Raw genomic sequence first — 17,157 nt, 5'->3', positions numbered from 1 at the left:
GGTTGGCCAGCATGGGCGATTGATGAGAACAAGTATGCGTCACTTGAGGAGAAGAGTTATGGCACCGACGTGGGATGACATCGTGGATCCCGTAGTTCTGTTCGCGGACTCCGGCAACATGCTTGGACACATGTGGTGGGTAGGCGATCCATCCCTGGCGCTTGAGATGGTCGAGGGGTTTTTCGACGTCGCACACGCATATGATGGGCTCGCCCGTCCTCTGCGTCTCGTCCAGGACGGGGACGGGTTCACGTTCGAACTTGTTTCAAGCGAGCCACGCGAGGCCGAGATGCGCGCCCGCGTGTACTCGTACTACCGCAGATTCGCACGGAACCAAGCCCAGGAACCACCGGACGTATCCGACGTGCGGGAGTTCCTTTACGCGGTCGCGGACGACCATGTCGACGAGTAAGGCTATCGCGGGAAGCTCAGCTGGAAAACGCCACGATAGCCGATAACGGAGCAGGTCATCGGGTACCGCGTTATCGACGGAGTCTTCGAAGTCGAACCTGAGGCGCGTACCATGATGAGCTTCCCGAGTGGCGCCTGGAAGGCGAGGTTACGCAACTCCCCAGGCCGCTGTGACAGTGAGGTAGTGATCGCGGATGGCAGCCGGGTCTGGCCCCTTGACTACGGGCAGGCCGTCGAGTTTGGCGTAGTCGTCGTAGTCGGCCAGTGTCGGTGCGATAACGACGGTCCAGGTCTCGGGGTGGATGGCGAGCAGGCCGCGGTCGAACAGTTTGTGCACGTCGGCCCGCATGAGAAGACCGTCATCGTGGGATTCGTGTTCCGCGAACTTTCGCAGGTGCGCGGCTTCGAGCGCTTCCGCTGGGCACGGCCCTGTGATCGCGCAACGCAGGCCGTAGTCCGCGAGCAGGTTCTCCCGGAACTTGTCCTGACCGACGCGGACTTTTCCTCGTCCCTCGCGATGGCCGCCGGCAGGGACCGTCCGACGGCGAGTCCCCGGCATCGCCGGTGTAGGTACCGCCAGACCTTTCAGAAGCGCCAGTAACGCGTCGTGGTCGAGGGGGCGGATCGCGTTCTGCGGAGCGCGGTCCAGCATCCGGGTGCGCAGCTCATCGAGTGGTATCGCTCCATCGAGAGCGCGATATCCTGCGCCGTATACAGCGACGAACTGGGTGACCTCGACTGTCGTGTCACGCGGTTGGTCGAACTCGTGGTTACAGTTTGGCCGCCGACACCGATACTTGGGCACTTGTCGTCGACGCTCGTCGAACTGGCTCCCCGCGCACTCGGGACACACCCTTTGTCGCTTGAGCACCCCGCTCTGGGTATCGATCTTCTCGACCCTGCTGACACCATGGACCCGGTCACCGTCGCGGATGACGATCAAATCGCCGACCGCGAGTCGACGTGAGTTCGCTACCTGGTTGTCGTAGACGTACTGTTCTCCGAGGACGTCGGGGTAGCCGCCATTGCCGCCATACTTGCGTTCTCCCTCCGCACAGAACAGCGCCCACGCCTGCTCAGCGTTCGAGCGGCTCGACCTTACGGCGGCATCCGTACGGGAGCGGATCTCGGCGGCCTCGACCATCATCGCGACCTCATCTTGCTGGAACTCTTCCAAGACGCGCAGGTCGAGCTGACCGCCCTTGGTGGGGATCTTGGTGTACTCGGGCAGGCGCGTCTGCAGGTCATACAGCTTTCGCTGCACACTGTTGACCGACCGAAACTTGCCGCCGTACTGCCCCGCAGACCCGCTCACCCGTGTCCGAAGCAGTCGCGACAGCTCCTGAACGCGCGGGTCGCCGGCTTTCAACGCCTTCCGGCCGTTCTCGAACAACAAGGCGCACGCCAGCACGAGCTCATCTCGAGTCCAGTCGGGCAATCGAACCCTTCGCACGACGAATCCCAGGGACAGCAGCTTGTCCTTGACTGCCGCGGTGTCGGCGACGTCCGTAAGCGTCAACGGCGTGCCCTCGGGTAGGAACGCGTGCGCGGCCGCTACTAGCGCCTGGCTTCCATACCGTTGATCGCCGGCCACGACGATGTCATCACTGCCCTCTTCGAAGCCATAACGTACGCAGAACGCTTCCACTCCCAGCTCGTCATGCTCAGCCATCGCCGCGCGGACCGCGTGTTCGGTCAGATCCGAGATACCCACGGGGCCAGGCTAGCCAACACCACCGACAGAACCGCTCTCCCCTGAGCTGACGGCGCGCGAAGCGCCGAGCCACCCGTCTGACCGCGGTACTTCGCCGCCTTTGGACGCTCACACCCAGACTGCTGCGGTCCTCACCGCTTAGCTGCAACAGCGACGTCGCTCGAGGGTTCTATGCGATTCGTGCGGTCTTATCGCGCTCGCTCCGTGCCAGGTCGGCCTCGACGCTTCGCGTCGGGTAACCGGTGTAGAACGTGATGTCGGGGATAGTGACGCCGGCTTTCCGCATCCGCTCGACCACCGCCCTGCGGTGCCGGGTCCGCGGCGCGCGGCGCGCGGCCCGCGAGCGTTCCTCGGCGGTTGTGCCCGCCAGGAAGGTCGTATCGTCGAGGCTGACCTCGGCGAACTGGCGGCAGGCGGCGAGAGCGGGGCAGGCGGCACAGGTGGCGCGGGCGTTGGCGAGGAGACCAGGGTCATCGTTCTCCCCGTCGAAGACGGCCTGCTGGACCTGTCGGTCGGAAAACCCGGTCACCTCGCTCGAGCACACGCCACCACGCGGCGCGACGGCGATCGCGGTGAGCTCCGGGTAGAAGTAGTCGGCGACGTGGCGCCTCGGCAGGGACATTTCCGTACTCCGGTGGTCCGGAGCGTGGAGACCACTGTCCCGCTCGTAGGTCAATACAGAGCTGCCGCCGGGTCTCAGGCTCGTGGATCGGTCGGTTCGGACGTCGCCGTTCCGCCGCGTTGCTGTGCCGTAGCCGGCACCCACTGCGCCATCGGAGTGGTCCCCAACAGGGCTCCAAAATCTGTGACTCAGGGTACGGGCCGGAAGTCACGGATCCCGCAACATTTATAGCCCGATCGGGTGGCGGGTCACGCTTTGGCACGGCCCGCCACCCGATGGCCTCACGCGGTCGTGGTGTCCGGACGTTCCCGACGGGCGATCCTGCTGGCCAGACCGTCCCAGAACGTCAGACGATCACGCAGGGCTCCAAGCCGTTTGATCAACTCACCGGTCGCCCAGCCCTGAAGCTCCACCAGTGGCGTGCCACCGTTGTCGATGACTTCTTCGAGGTTCTCGACCTCCTGTTCGAGGATCGCGAGCTGACGTTCGATCGTCGTCTTGTGTCGAGCGAGCCGCATGGCAGGCGTTTCATTCTCCGGTGGGGTCGGCATCGGGCGATCTACCCCCGGGCGCGGGAACGCGTGGTAGCGCAGCCACCCGTTGGTGATCGTGATCTCGTCGCCGCCGGTTTCCTCGATCAAGCCGTCGCTACCGTCGAGGTGCCCGCGTACGAGGCGACCGTTCTCGTCCACCACCCGTGGCCTGCGTCCGGCACGGCCATCGACGATCGCCTGGTACAGCAGGTGGAGGCCTTGCGCTTCCTCGACCATCGCCCCGAGGACGTCGTTCGGCCCTCGCTTGTCGGCGTCGGTACCACCGCTGCCGTACGGTTCCCGACGCAGACTCCCAGAGCGGGTCAAGTGGAACTGCGCCAACGCCGCCAACTCGGCGCGAGCGGCGTGCTCCCCAGAACCGGCGGGCCCCCCGGTCGAGGACGTTAGCTCGACAAGGGCGGCTTCAAGCAGTTCCTGCGGTGTTCGACCGGTGACCTTCCAGTCCGTAGTGGCGTACAACCGAAGGCGGCAGCTACGCCGGTAGGACGCCTGCATGGCGTCGATCTGCGTTCGAACAGGGTCGCTCGCGGGAAGGCTCGTGGCCAGGCTCCGGATCGGCCGCAACGCTAGTTCCGCCGCAGCCTCGGCCTTGGTAGCCGGCATGGCCCTGGCCGCGGAGGTCACGTCTCGGATGGCCCGGGAGACGATCGGCATCAGACCGCGGTCGAGGATGGTCGCCAGGACGTAAGCCGCCTGAGCGTCCTGTTCCCCGGGAAAGCCCTTCTCCACCGCGGTCTTCGGGTCCATCAGCCCGGCGAGGTAGGCGTGCTCGTCCTCGCTGATGGCGTCCGCGTGGCGGAGCGCCCGCACGACGGATTCCGCCATCGCCTCGTTCTTGCCGGTGGTGGGCCAGGGGCGGGGGCCGTCGACATGCAGCATCCCCAGGTAGCCGCCCAGAGCCTGCGCGAAATCGTAGGTGGCTTCCGCCGCTGGCACGAACTTCAGGATTACCCGGGCACGAACGATCAGCGCGTTGCGCCGACCCCGGCGCTTGTCGACCGTACGAGCCGAGATACCCGGCTCCTTCGGGTCCTCCAGGAGAACGCCGTTCACGAACCGCCGAAGGTTGCTCTCCTCTCCGGGCAGGTCGTACATAACGGTCCTGACGTTCTCGACCCCGAGGACCGAGTGCGCGTTGGTGACACGACTCGAGCCCTCGGCGGTCACCAGAAGACACGCTGGGGGCTCCCCGTCGTCGTGACGGATCTCGTTATAGACCACGTCGACGGGCATCAGGATGCCCCGCTCCTTGATGGACGCGGCCAGCTTGTTGTCCGACATGATGAAGTTCCCGGCCCGCTCGGCTTCGGCCAGCACGTGTGAGACATCCCGAGCCTCGGTCACCAGAGTCGAGGTCTCACCGTCTTCCGACGTCGGACCGCGCAGCGGCCCCATCGCCCCGGGGGCTCCGGACGCCGGGTAGACCCGTTCGGCGAAGACCCGGTGATTGGTCACCATCGGCGACACGCCCGGAGTCCAGAGATCGACCTCGATGAACTCGAAGTTTCCGCCCACCACCGGCGTCGATCGAGGCGAGGACAAGGCCGCGCGCAGGCTGGCCGGGTCGGTCACCGCGGAAGCCAGAGCCCACGCGAAGTTCTTCGGCAGGCCGTAGGTCACGCCCGCATCGAACGCGCGCCTCACGGCCGCCATCTTCGGCAGCGTAGGCATCGGCTCGTTGTCCCAGCGACTCCACGCCGGCGGCGCGGGCAGCTCCTCCTCCGCGCCGGCGACGTCCTCAGACGCCACGGAGTCATCGTCGGGGAGCTGGGGATCAGACTCGTTGTCAATCACTTGAACCTCCTGTGGTCGTGGCGGTGTTCTCGCCTCGGCCCCGGAGCGGTCGCTCCGAGACTATGGGGCGGGACCCACGTGCCACGCCACCGACGTGACGGATTCCGCGAACCGCGGATGTGCGTCACGACGCGCCGGCATGAGAAGCCACCGCGAGGACATCGGTCATGAAGCTTGTCGCTTCCTGCCGCGTGCCCGCCGCTCACTATCGAGCGTCGGTCGGCCGTGGTGCCGGCATCGCACCCATAGTGGAGCACACGGCCTGGCCGAAACCCGCAAGTTCGGGCAAGTGATCGGGGCCTGCCTCAGGCCATGCTGCGGGGCCGTACAGCCGCTTGGCAGAGTCGCCGGGCATACGGCAACCCTCACATGCTTCCGGGGTGAGGGCTCGAGCCAAGCCTGTGTCCCGCGGACGATCACACCCCAGCTTGCTCAGATCAAATTCCAGCAAGTCACGACTGTAGGAAGGACGTCACCCCGCTGGCCGAGCTCAGTCACCGGTAGCCCCCTTTGATGATGGCCCCCGAGCGGCACCGGAGTGACAAACTCCGCGCCGCCGCAAGTCGAGCTCAGTTTGGTCGTAATGCTCACCGACATCGTTGCCGAGCGTCTATGCGTCTCTCGATGACTTCAGCGTGATCAGCAGGTTCGAACAGCCACCCTTCCACAGTCGGCGGTTGCATAGTCCTACGGCGGCCAGATTGACTTGTTCACCGACCTGCCCGATGGCCATGCTCACCGCCGAACTCCATAACTTTGATCTGCCGAGCAGCACGGGTTTGACACCTGGAGAACCTGAGATCTAGTCAGCGAGGAGCTAATATCGAATGAGCGATCATCCTATGCGGTTCTGGCAAATGGACCGACGCGCACTGTCCGATTCCATCTTCTATGTTCTCATCATCGCGACCACTGCCTTCATGGGCGGCTGGACATGGGCAGTCGCATTAGGTGTGGCACTTCTTCCCATACCTGCGTGCGTTCGACTATCTGACGCTACCCTGCGATCGCCCGACATCACCGCTGATCACCGCGCCAAAGCTTGGGAGTTACGCTTAAAGTCCTCTGTCATCCCAGCAGTTTCTGTCATCTTGGCGATATTAACGAAATCGATCAAAAGTGAATCTTACGGAACTGCGATTCTTATAGTCGCATCAGTCTCAGGTGTGGCAATGTGGACAATTCTAGTCGAAATATTTGCCCTTTGGGCTCGATACAAGAACCTCGACAGGTCAGCGGCATCCAATTCCACTGACTAACTCATGCATCTTTCAAATAACCATACTCGTGCCTGCAGGGCCGCGGTCCCGCAGGCACGAGTATGGAAATTATCGGCTAGCCGCAACGGAAATCTGAATCGAACGACAACTTCGCAGCTAGCACAAGTGACCCACCTCGACCGCACTATACTTTCGCCACACAAGTAGATTACCAATCGGAAGCAGCCGATCTTATCGAGGGTCGGAGCTCAAATATGCGGTCCAAATCTCATCGGAGGCCGATGTCCAGTCGAACTCAACATCGAACTCGTGTCCAACCTTTAACATCCGGTCACTGCACATAATGGCTCGCACCCTTGATCCGCATTCAAGAACGAGTTCTCCCTGGATATCGCAGATATACCCACGATCCTGGAATGTCGGCTCCTCAATCGACTCTACTGAGACAAGCTTCGCTGGAATTATCATGTCCAGGGGTGCAACGCCGGTTTCGCAGCAGCCCACTTTCGTCTTGAGTTGACGGGCATGTTGAGCCTGAAACCTGGCCATCTCAAATGGAACCCCCAAGAAATATTCACGACCACCTGAAGTGCGCCTACCCAAGTGCGCAAGTACTGACAGTAGATCTCTTTCCTGGGCTTCAAAACATTCTTCCGGGTCGGAGCTCCAGCTATTTGCTATACTCAGCCCATATCGAGCAGCATCCCGCCGATGTTGATCAATTCTCCGAACTGCATCCGAGCTGCTCCCAACCTTGATAACGTCGTTACTGAACTGAAGCACGTAGAGGTGCCCGTGCAAGGCCGGCTCGACAGCCGACCAAAGTTGCGCAGATCGTGTCACTTGCCGGAACCTACGGCAGACCCCCGACAGAAACGCTTCGCAACGCTTCCGACACCAGCGCTGTGCCACGCAGAGCTCCTGGTGGCAAGTCTGCGGGTTCCACGCGGTCAGAGATCGCGCGTGAGCTCAGCCCTTGACACCGCCTTGCGCCTACTGCCCCTCGTACACGCCATAGAACGTTTGATGACGCTAGAAGCCGGCATCGGCGCCCGCCGACGACGACCACCTTCGTATCATCGCGAACAGCGACGCGTAGCGAGCGAGCTACCCGGATGACGGCTCCACCCCAAGACCTGTCCCTTCGTCATCGTTGCCGCACGGAAGGGGCCACGTCTTAGCGTGCCCGGATACCGACACCAACTGCGGCGCCTGCGCCTCACCTCCTGTGCTGACCGATGATCCGTGCGGGCAATGAGGTTGGAGAAGTGTGGATGGTGTGCGATCACCCACTGGACACCACTTTTAGGTTAGATCCCAACTGTAGCGATCCGGTCTCACACATCCGCGGCGACGTAACAGAGCCGATGTGAACCCGACTGTCAGGCATGACACGAGTAAGGAAGAGTACGGTCGCGCGGGGAAAGTTCGTGGCCCGCCTGACGCTGGCGGTCTTCCTAGTTGTCTTCCTGGTGAATCACTGGTTCATTCCCGACACCGTGAACATCGAGGGCATCGCGAAGGGAGCTTGTGAGGTACTCAAGCAACGACCACCCGTCCGGGTAGCCCAAAGCGACGGCGAAGAGCGGTCAGGGTCACTGGTGTCGGCCGCCATCGTGATGTGGGACGGCTCGTGCCAGGCGAACTTCCGCGTGGCCGACGTACCCGAACGCAAGTCGTACCTGGTCACCGTTGGCCCGACCACCCGCCTGGTCGACGCGTTCTTGAACCAGTTCATCGTCTTCGAGATCTAAACCCAGGCCTCATAAAGGCCGGAACTGCCTTCCCAGGTCATCGAGCACGCGGGTCCGGAGAGCGCTGGCTTTCGATCTGCGCAGTGCATGAAATTCGTTCATGGCAGGTCAGGCGCTGCCAGTCGGTCCCGTAGACGGTGACCCTCGCTCTCTTGGCGCGTTGCGAGACACGGAAATTTCGCCTGTCAGCTCGTCAGTTGCAGTCGTGTGGATAGTGAGCAACACGCCCCTCGGACACAAGCATCAGCCCTACGGGGTGGGCGGATGGTCACATCGACCGTCCGCTCTTTTGCGCTACAGACCATCTCTCGCCACCCCCGGCATCCCGATACGAAGCCGTGACGTCAGGCCAAGGTACGGCTTCCAGACTTGACGCGGCCGTACGGCGATGCCCGAGCGACGCGGAGCCGAACGGGCCGATATGGACCGCATCACCACCGGCTCGCCCAGCCAAGCCTCGAAGCGCGCCCAGGGAACGGCCGCGTTTCAACTCGCCTGGCGGTCGTCGCGCGCCTTCTTGGTGAGCGACCTGCTGACGTAGACCAGTCCGCTGGTCAGGACCACGATGTCGTCGAAGTAGACCGGGTCGGGCAACAAGTCGAACGGGAACACCGTGTAGGCCAGGGAGATCCAGTAGGCGGCTTTGGTCGGCACCGGCACACCGGGCTGATGGACCTGACGGTGCTTCCGCACCAGTTTGATCGCGAGGAACAGCGCGACCAGCACGAGGACGGCGACCACCACCACGGCCACAACGCCGAAAGTCGTCCACAGAGATTCCATGTGATCCTCTCGTCACCACAACTCAGTCGCCGCCGCGAGACCGCCCGCGGTACAGATCCTGCCGTATCCCCGGAACGGGTTACACCCGCGGAATGTCCGAGCGTGCCGGGATTGTCGGTGCCGGATGTCATGATCTCCACGCTGGAGGTCTCCCGGGGCTGGGTGGGCCGCGTCGTCGCAAACCACGCTGCCCAGCACCCAGTTCGCGGAGCCTGCCCTGCCCACCCGGTGACCTCACGTCGGGTGGATCAGGCGGCTTTCATAGGCGAAGATTACGGCCTGGATCCGGTCGCGGAGTTCGAGTTTCTGCAGGATCCGCCCCAGGTGCGACTTCACGGTCGCCTCCGCGAGGTACAGGGTCGCCGCGATCTCGGAGTTGGACAGCCCGGCGCCCACCTGGACGAGTACCTCGTGCTCACGAGCGCTGAGCCGGCTCAGCCGCTCGTCGCGTCCGGTGCCGCCCTCGGGGATGTGCGGACGGAACTTCTCCAGCAGACGGCGGGTGATCCGCGGCGAGATCACCGCGTCGCCCAGGGCAACGTGGCGGATCGCGGTGAGCAGCTCCTCGGGCCTGGTGTTCTTCAGCAGGAAGCCCGAGGCTCCCGCTTTGAGCCCGGCGAAGGCGTACTCGTCGAGGTCGAAGGTGGTGAGGATCAGCACCCGGGTCCCCGGGCAGTTCCTGACGACCTGCCGGGTCGCCTCGATCCCGTCGGTCCCGGGCATCCGGACGTCCATGAGCACTATGTCGGGACGCAGTTCCCGGGCGAGGCGGATGGCCTGGGCGCCGTCTTCGGCTTCGCCGACCGCCGCCATGTCGGGCTGGGCTTCCAGAACCGTGCTGAAGGCCAAGCGGAGCAGTGCTTCGTCGTCGGCGATCAGGACGCGGATCGTCACGCGGACACCGCCCCGGTGCCGGCGAGGAACAGGCGGGTGTGGACGCCCCAGCCACCGTCCGGAAGCGGCCCGGCCCGCAACGTTCCTCCGTAGGCGGCCGCGCGCTCTCGCATACCGGTGATGCCGTGGCCGGGCCGGGTGGCGGCGAGGGCCGGCGGGAGGGGTCCACTGTCGGTGACGTCCACGATGACGGACTCGGTCGAGCACTCGATCCGGACCTTCGCGTGAGTACCGGCGGGGGTGTGCTTGAGAGTGTTGGTCAAGGCTTCCTGGACCAGGCGGTAGACGGTCAGTTCCGCGGTGGCGGGTACGTGGGCGTGACCGCCGTGGATGTCGATACGGGTCGGCAGTCCGGCGGCGCCCATCTGGTCGGCAAGAGCCGTCAGCTGGGCGATCCCGGGCAACGGGTGGCGCAGCGCGTCCGGTTCGCCGGCGCGCAGAACGCCCAGGGAACGCCGCATGTCGGTCAAGGCCTGCCTGCCTGTCTCGGAGATCTGGAGCATCGCGGTGGTCGCCTTGCCGGGCGACCGGTGCTGCGCGTAAACGGCGGCGTCGGTGAGCGCGACCATGACGGACAGGTTGTGGGTGACGATGTCGTGCATCTCCCGGGTGATCCGGGTCCGCTCTTCGGCGACGGCCACCCGCGCCTGCTGATCGTGGTCCCGCTCCAAACGCACGGCCCGTTCCTCGACGGCCGCGAGGTAGGCGCGGTGGATCCGCACGTGCACACCGAGGACGCCGACCGCGACGATCATCGCGGTGACCGCGACGAACGGGGTGAGGAACGCGCCGTCGGTGGTCCAGCGCAGACAAGCCAGCAGTCCCCCGACCTCCAGAACCGCCCCGGCGACCAAGGCGTCGCGCAGGTCCGCGCGCACGGCCACCGTGTACAGAGCCACCAGCAGGGCGATGTCCGCCGGTAGCTGGATGTCCAGCAGCCACTGGACCGCGGCCACGGCAGCCACGGTGGCGAACACCGTGCGCGGGGCCCGGTGCCGCCACACCAAGGGCAGCAGGAGAACGACGGTCAAGGTCACGGCCATCGGCAGCTCCCGCGACGGCCGGGTGGTCACGACGTTGAGCAGGAGCAGCGACGACAGCAGCGAACCCCACACCACCGGCGGCAGCAGGGAAGCCCGGCGCCAGGCGGATTTCCCCAGCCGCACCGGCCAAACGGCTGTTCTCGCGGAGCGCACCCGGTGAGCGTAGGCCGCGGGCACCGCCACGCACATGAGCCCGGGGTCTGACCTCGTGGGGCCGGATTGCGACCTGAGGAGGAGTTCCCTTACCTCCTGCGGTCGCAACGGAGCCGTCGATCCGGCCTGCTCGCTTGCCACTCCCGTCGCACGGCACGTGCTCCGGATTGCGCTCCCAGTCGCCCGTGCCGACGACCCGGGAGCGATGTGGTCGTCCCCACCCGGCGCCGACGATGGCCGGGTGACCGAGATCATCACGGGACTGGACCTGTCCCTCCTGGAAATCCTTGCCTTGCTTGGTGCCATCGCGCTGGTGATGGCGCGCTGGCTTCCGCCCGCCGCCCGCTCACGTGCCACGATCACGGCGGGGGCGGTACTCGTGGCATCCGCGATCGCGCTCACCGCGACGGGGATCCGCTGGCAGATGCTGCCGGTACTGGCAGGCGCCGTCCTCGCGGCGCCGTTCGCCTTCTCCCCCTTGCTGCGACGTCGTACCGGCCGGCCGGTACGACGGGCCCGCTGGTGGCTCGCGTTGCCGGGATCGATGGCCTGTGCCGGGCTGATCGCCGCGGGCGCCGTGGCCGCCTGTGCCTTTCCCGTCCCCGTATTCCCCGCCCCCACGGGGTCATTCGCGGTCGGCACCCGCGTGCTGCAGTGGACCGACCCGCTCCGCCCCGAGACCTTCACCGCCGATCCGCTCGACCGACGCACTGTCGTGGTCCAGCTCTGGTACCCCGCGCAGGACAGCCCCATCGACACACCTCGGGCCCCGTACCTCGGACGCACGGGGGACGAAGCACGCACCGTCTCCGAAGCCCTCGCCCGCGCGACCGGCCTGCCGGGGTTCCTCTTGGACGACGTCACGCGTGCCCGAACCCATTCGGTCTTCGGCGCCCCGGTCGCCCGTGAAGGACGGTTCCCGATCGTGCTGTTCTCCCCCGGTTCCAGCGGAGTTCGCACCCAGAACACCGCGTGGGCCGAGGAACTGGCAAGCCACGGCTACGTGGTCGCCGCCCTCGACCACCCCTACGACTCCGCTGCCGTCGTCCTCGCCGACGGGCGGACGATCACCACCGAGACCGTCTCCAGCGGCGACCGAGGTAAGGACGAGGAACTCGCGGCCGGCTGGACCGCCGTCCGGGCCGCAGACCTCAGCTTCGTGCTCTCCCGGTTAGCGGATCTGGACCGCGCAGACCCGCTAACCGGACGCCTGGACACCGGCAGGGTCGCCGCGGCCGGTCATTCCCTCGGTGGCGCCGCCGCCCTGCAGGCCGTCCGGCAGGACCGCCGGTTCACGGCCGTCATCGATCTGGACGGCTACCCGCACGGCCCGGTATCGCCCGCCCTTGACCGACCGGCGCTCGCATTCACCCAGGCCATCACCCCGGACACCGACCCGCGATACCTGCCGCGTCTCAGCGAGGTGCTTGAGCGCGGTACCGCGACGAGCTACCGGCTCACCATTCCCGGCGCCGCCCACCTCACGTTCACGGACGGCCCCCTGTACCTGCCGCCGGTGCCGTCGATAGCCGGTTCCCTGGGCCGCACCGAAAGCCCACGCGTCGTCACCGCGGCCACTCTCGCCTTCCTGGACGCCGTTCTCCGAGAAACCTCCGCAGACCTGCCCAGCGTGCTCGACGCCTACGGCGACCTCAGCGTCCACCACCCGGACACCACCCGATGACGTACCTGACGTCGAATTCGTTCTCACGACACGGCTGTGACCTCCACCAGAGCAGCCGCGGCGGGTGTGCACGTCTCCCGGATCCTGACCAAACTCGGCGGCGACCGGGATGAGGGGACTCGGTGGTCACCGGGACTGTCGTGCGGGGATAGGACGCCGACACCGCGCTCGAACGCGCCACCTTCGACTGAATCGCGGTTGTTCCCGACCTCTTGGATTCTGTGCGAGAGGCCGGGAACAACGGGTGTCAGCGGAGCCGGTAGGCGTGAACGAGGCTCTGGGTCGTGGTGTTCCCGTCGGCGTCGGCGGCTTTCGCGCGCAAGGAGACAGATCCGGCTGCCGGGTGGCGGAGCTCGACGTCGTACCGGCCGTTCTGTCCGCTCACCTTCGCGGGCCGCCAGGTGACGCCACCGTCGTAGGACGCGTCGACCTCCAGGCCAGTGATCGCGGCGGGACCGTCCTGCCGGGACACGGTGACCGGGACGGTGAAGGGGCGGCCGCCCGGCGCGCTGTTGGCCAGATCCACCACCGGGTTGTACCGCACCTCCAGCAGCGGCAGCGCTTGGCTCGGTCCCTGGACGTACCCGCTGCGGAAGGTCCATTCGGCGGAGACCTTGGTGGACAACGGCGCCCAGGGTTCGTCGCGCTCCGCCTCGGTAGTCAGCCGGTAACCGGCTTCCTCGGCAGGTGCCACGAACACCGCGCGCCCGGGGGTCGCCTGGCTACCGAAAAGCCTGCCTTCGCGGTAGAGCGCGGTGCTGCCGCGGTCGCCCGGCGCGTCCAAGTCCGCAGTTCCGGTGTGCCCGGCGCCGTCGGAGAACAACGGGATGCTGATGTCGATCTCCTGCGCGGCCCGTCCGGCCCAGGGGCTGTCGGCCGGATAGGCGCGCTTGCCGCGGAAGCCGGGGCCGGTGACCGCACCGTTCCAGGCCAGCCGGTAGCTTTTGCCCGCCGCGAAGAGCTCCTCCCCTCGCAGATCACCGCCGACACTCGGCGTCTGGCTCACCAACGTGTTGAGGAAGGCCCAAGTGCCCGGCGTGTAGTACTCCTGACGTTCCGCTCTCACGAGCCCTGGCGTTCCATAGCCAGCCGGGACGTTCCCAGGCGTACTCCCGCCACCTGGTGGATCGCGTGCAGCTGAGGCGGGGACTCCGCCGAGTAGCCGTGGAAGGCCATGGTCACCGCCGCGAGCTCGGACTTGCGCACCGACTGCTCGAGTTGTGCCGGGATCCGCCCGGTGGCAGGAAAGGACAATTCATAGGCGTCCCGGATCTCCGGGCGGGCGATCACGGCCGCGGTGCCGCCACCGGTCCGGGCCAGCGCGGCGAACCGCTCGGCGTTCGCGCCGGTGATCTGGACAGTCGGCAATACCGGCAGCTCGGCGGTCTTGGCGCCGGTCAGTTCTCTGGACGGTTTCGCGGCAGCCGCGATTCGACTCTCCACCCGGAGACACCGATCACGCGACTGCCTGCGGAGACGCCGAAACCCAAGCCAGCGTAAGTGCCCGCCGCAAGCGGGTCCTTGGCCCCGAGCATCCGGTGCCCGAAAGCTCTCCGCTCGAACCACCAACGATCGATCAGCGGCATGGGCTTTCGGTTCAGTCCCCCGCCCTGCCGGTGTCGTACGCCCACATCGCGATCTCGACCCTGTTTCGGGCGCCGATTTTGGTCAGCAGGCTGGCGACGTGGGTCTTGGCTGTCGTCAAGCCGATGTACAGCTCAGCGGCGATCTCGGCGTTCGTGCGGCCACGGGCGACCAGCGTCAGCACCTCCTCCTCGCGATCGGTGAGCGGCTCGATCGGTTGGGTCCGCCGGCTCGCCGGTTCCCTGGCGGCGAGCGTGGCCAGCAGTCGCCGGGTGATGTTCGGCGCGATCAGGGCATCGCCGACGGCAGCGGCATGAACGGCCTGGACGAGCAGTGCCGTCCCGGCGTCCTTGAGCAGAAAGCCTCGGGCACCGGCTCGGAGCGCACCATGGATGTACTCGTCGAGGTCGAAGGTCGTGATCACGACTACCGCGATCGGGTCCGGGACGCCCCGCCCGGCGAGGAGCTTGGTCACCTCGATGCCGTCGAGTCCGGGCATCAAGATGTCGACCAGGCACACGTCGGGGCGGAGCCGTTGCGCCAGTTCGACGGCTGCGTGGCCGTCGGCGGCCTGGCCGACGACCTCGATGCCGGGCTGAGCCTCAAGGATCATCGAAAGGCCGGTGCGCACCAGATCCTGGTCGTCGGCCACCAGCACGCGCACCGTCATCGGCGTACTTTAGTCGGCAGTTCGGCGTCGACCGTCCACCCGCCCTCGGGTGCCGGCCCGGCACCCAGCGTGCCGCCGAGTAGCTGCACGCGCTCGGTCATCCCCAGCAGCCCGAAGCCGTGGTTCACCGACCGTGCCGGGTCGATCTGTCCGTCGTCTGTCACGCATAGTCGCAACCTTCCCGCGCCCTCCACGACCCGGATCTCCACACGCGAGGCGTTGCGGGCGTGCCGCAGGGCGTTGGTCAGCGCCTCTTGCGCCAGCCGGTAGACCGCGGCGTCGATCTGGGGCGGAAGTTCGTCCAGGGCATCCGGCAATTCCACGTCGACGACAGGAACCGGGGCGCGTCTGGCGAGGGAGACCAGGTCGGCAACTCCGGGCTGAGGGGCGTACCCCACCGGCGCTCCATCGCGCAGCACGCCGACCATCGCCCGCATCTCCGCGAGCGTCCGCGACGCTTCCCCTTCGATCGCCGCCAGCACCTCGAGTGCCGCCTCAGGTCGCTGCCCGGCCATCGCCTGGCCCGCCTGCGCCTGCACAGCGATCGCCGAGACGTGGTGGGCGACGATGTCGTGCAACTCGCGCGCGAGACCGACCCTCTCCTGGCCGCGGATCTGGTCCAGCTCCCGGCGCCGGCTCTCGGCGCGGTAGCGGAACGCCGCTCCGCCCGCCGCCGCCGCCGCGAGGATGGCGAACCCGCCGAAGACCTCGGCCGGCACGATGTGGTCGGGGACCATACCGATTCCCGCGGCGATCGCCACCACCGCCAGCCCGATCACGATCTCGCGCCCTGAGCCCCAGCGGACCAGCGCGTAGACGAACACCAGGACGTAGATCATCGTGTCGAGGCCCACGCTCGGAGCCCCGCCCAGCAGGCTCGCCAGTCCCAACGCCATCGCGATGCCGAAGGCCACCCCTGCACAGGCCAACGGGCGCGTACGCCGCCACAGCAGCAACGGCGCGAGTCCGGCCGCCACGATCGTCGCGAACGGCCGCCAGGCGACGTCGTCCCGGAGGAGTCCCTCGAGCAGCGCGGTCACCATCAACGCCCCGACCAGCACCCAGTCGCGCCACACCCGTTCGGGAACGTTCGTGGCGCGCGGCTCGGCCCACAGCGAGCGCAGGGCAGTGGTGGTCACGCACCCAGCCTAGGGACCGCCGAGGCGTCGGGGACCGACCGAAAGAACGAGACGCCGCTCCTCCTCACAGCCGGGGCGTGTCCGGCCTCGACGAGGATGTGCCCGCCGCCGGGCTCGGCGATCGTTGGCCCACCGATCCTCACCACGACAACGGAGCCCACGATGAGAACACGTCGCCCCACCACGACCACACTGGACGAGCAGCGGATCCCGGTGAGAGCCAAGCTCGCCGCGGCGTGGGCGAGCCTCGTGCTCCTGTACGCCTACGTGGACATCCTCGCCTTCTTCAAACCTGGCGTCATCAAAGACATCGAAGCCGGCGTCGTCTTCGAGTTCGACATCAGCCAGACGTTGTTCACCGTCTTCCTCACGCTCATGGCGATCCCGACCCTCATGGTCGTGCTGTCGATGACCCTGCCCGCCCGGGCCAACCGCACCACGAACCTCATCGTGGCCTCGATACAGGTCCCCTTCGCGGCGTTCAACGCGGTGGGCGAATCCTGGAGATACTTCTACGGCCTCGGCGTCGCACTGGAATTGATCGTTCTCGTCCTCATTCTGCGGTACGCCTGGACCTGGCCCCGCACCACGCCGCCGGCGTCCACGGGCACCAGCCCGGGCCGTGAAACCGTTCGCGCCCAGTAGAAAGACCGAAACCCAAGCCCAGCCACCGTCCAGACTCTCCAGCGGATAGGTTCGCACTCCAGCCTTCCCGTTCGGCCTAACGCGATTGGAGCGTTCGGCGCAACATCGCCCGCGATCCGGCGCGCGTGGGTTTGGCGGCTGGATGACGCGGGCATCTGCTCCTCACCTCGCAAACTTGATCAAGGAGTCGAACAGTGGCTTCGTACCGTGTGAAACCGTCCAAGCCCGTCGCGATCGTCGGTGCGCTGATCGGCATCGGGATGCTTGTCGTCGTGTTCGTCAACGGGATCGGCCGCGGCAACGGCTTCATCTGGCTATGGGCGGCGGCGTGCGTGGCCATCGTCGGGTTCAATCTGTGGGCGGCGTTCAGCAAGAACGGAGCCACGGAAGTGATCGAACGCCGGAGTACCGAATAGGTCCTTTCGCACGAGTTCGACGACCGGCGCGACCGTGGAGGAATTGGGACGTTCAGCGTCCCAATTCCTCCACGGTC

The 17,157-nt window shown here is 66.2% G+C and carries 15 protein-coding genes; 5 read left to right on the top strand and 10 right to left on the bottom strand.

The annotated features are described in order from the left end of the window. Positions 1–58 precede the first annotated feature (58 nt). Complete coding sequence (locus CFP71_RS27080) at positions 59–412, top strand: hypothetical protein (protein ID WP_093936770.1); 354 nt, start codon at positions 59–61, stop codon at positions 410–412. Between the two features lie 147 nt (positions 413–559). Here CFP71_RS27080 and CFP71_RS27075 read toward each other — a convergent pair whose 3' ends face one another. From CFP71_RS27075 to CFP71_RS27065, 3 genes are all read right to left on the bottom strand, one after another. Continuing rightward, positions 560–2,125, bottom strand: coding sequence for an HNH endonuclease (locus CFP71_RS27075; RefSeq protein ID WP_093936769.1), 1,566 nt, complete (start codon positions 2,123–2,125; stop codon positions 560–562). A gap of 169 nt (positions 2,126–2,294) precedes the next feature. Further along, positions 2,295–2,747, bottom strand: coding sequence for a hypothetical protein (locus tag CFP71_RS27070; RefSeq protein ID WP_093936768.1), 453 nt, complete (start codon positions 2,745–2,747; stop codon positions 2,295–2,297). A 281-nt stretch (positions 2,748–3,028) separates the two neighbouring features. Then, entirely contained in the window at positions 3,029–5,050 is a 2,022-nt protein-coding gene (locus CFP71_RS27065) for a hypothetical protein (protein WP_143267165.1), read from the bottom strand. 2,695 nt (positions 5,051–7,745) lie between these two features. Here CFP71_RS27065 and CFP71_RS27060 point away from each other — a divergent pair. After that, on the top strand, positions 7,746–8,069 hold the full coding sequence (locus CFP71_RS27060) for a hypothetical protein (RefSeq protein ID WP_093936766.1): 324 nt from the start codon (positions 7,746–7,748) through the stop codon (positions 8,067–8,069). Positions 8,070–8,555: 486 nt separating this feature from the next. Here the strand turns inward: CFP71_RS27060 and CFP71_RS27055 are convergent, their stop codons facing one another. The 3 genes from CFP71_RS27055 to CFP71_RS27045 form a co-directional block, all read right to left on the bottom strand. Then, positions 8,556–8,852 (bottom strand): YkvA family protein, encoded by a 297-nt coding sequence (locus CFP71_RS27055; protein WP_093936765.1) that lies wholly within the window; start codon positions 8,850–8,852, stop codon positions 8,556–8,558. 234 nt (positions 8,853–9,086) lie between these two features. Then, positions 9,087–9,746 carry a response regulator transcription factor gene (locus CFP71_RS27050; protein ID WP_093936764.1) on the bottom strand — a complete coding sequence of 220 codons (660 nt, stop codon included), beginning with the start codon at positions 9,744–9,746 and terminating at the stop codon, positions 9,087–9,089. Then, positions 9,743–10,942, bottom strand: a complete 1,200-nt coding sequence (locus CFP71_RS27045; protein WP_244199844.1) for a sensor histidine kinase — start codon at positions 10,940–10,942, stop codon at positions 9,743–9,745. Before CFP71_RS27045 ends, CFP71_RS27050 begins: the two co-directional genes overlap by 4 nt. A gap of 241 nt (positions 10,943–11,183) precedes the next feature. Between CFP71_RS27045 and CFP71_RS27040 the strand changes: the two genes are divergently transcribed. Further along, on the top strand, positions 11,184–12,626 hold the full coding sequence (locus tag CFP71_RS27040) for an alpha/beta hydrolase family protein (protein WP_244199843.1): 1,443 nt from the start codon (positions 11,184–11,186) through the stop codon (positions 12,624–12,626). A 247-nt stretch (positions 12,627–12,873) separates the two neighbouring features. Here CFP71_RS27040 and CFP71_RS27035 read toward each other — a convergent pair whose 3' ends face one another. The 4 genes from CFP71_RS27035 to CFP71_RS27020 form a co-directional block, all read right to left on the bottom strand. Next, positions 12,874–13,692 carry a hypothetical protein gene (locus CFP71_RS27035; protein ID WP_093936761.1) on the bottom strand — a complete coding sequence of 273 codons (819 nt, stop codon included), beginning with the start codon at positions 13,690–13,692 and terminating at the stop codon, positions 12,874–12,876. After that, the gene (locus tag CFP71_RS27030; RefSeq protein WP_093936760.1) at positions 13,689–14,069 is read right to left on the bottom strand and encodes a hypothetical protein; all 381 of its coding nucleotides are present in this window, start codon (positions 14,067–14,069) and stop codon (positions 13,689–13,691) included. Before CFP71_RS27030 ends, CFP71_RS27035 begins: the two co-directional genes overlap by 4 nt. Positions 14,070–14,223: 154 nt before the next feature. Continuing rightward, positions 14,224–14,880, bottom strand: a complete 657-nt coding sequence (locus CFP71_RS27025; protein WP_093936759.1) for a response regulator — start codon at positions 14,878–14,880, stop codon at positions 14,224–14,226. Next, on the bottom strand, positions 14,877–16,019 hold the full coding sequence (locus tag CFP71_RS27020) for a sensor histidine kinase (RefSeq protein WP_093936758.1): 1,143 nt from the start codon (positions 16,017–16,019) through the stop codon (positions 14,877–14,879). Before CFP71_RS27020 ends, CFP71_RS27025 begins: the two co-directional genes overlap by 4 nt. Before the next feature lie 162 nt (positions 16,020–16,181). Between CFP71_RS27020 and CFP71_RS27015 the strand changes: the two genes are divergently transcribed. Together CFP71_RS27015 and CFP71_RS27010 are read left to right on the top strand one after the other, a co-directional pair. After that, on the top strand, positions 16,182–16,664 hold the full coding sequence (locus CFP71_RS27015) for a DUF6326 family protein (RefSeq protein WP_093936757.1): 483 nt from the start codon (positions 16,182–16,184) through the stop codon (positions 16,662–16,664). A 194-nt stretch (positions 16,665–16,858) separates the two neighbouring features. Continuing rightward, a complete protein-coding gene (locus CFP71_RS27010) occupies positions 16,859–17,080 on the top strand; it encodes a hypothetical protein (RefSeq protein WP_093936756.1) in 222 nt (73 codons plus the stop codon). The last annotated feature ends 77 nt before the right edge of the window (positions 17,081–17,157 follow it).

The sequence above is a fragment of the Amycolatopsis thailandensis genome, assembly GCF_002234405.1.
Classification (GTDB): domain Bacteria; phylum Actinomycetota; class Actinomycetes; order Mycobacteriales; family Pseudonocardiaceae; genus Amycolatopsis; species Amycolatopsis thailandensis.
The sequence above is the reverse complement of the archived record's forward strand: the minus strand, read 5'-3'. Positions and strand labels throughout refer to the sequence as shown.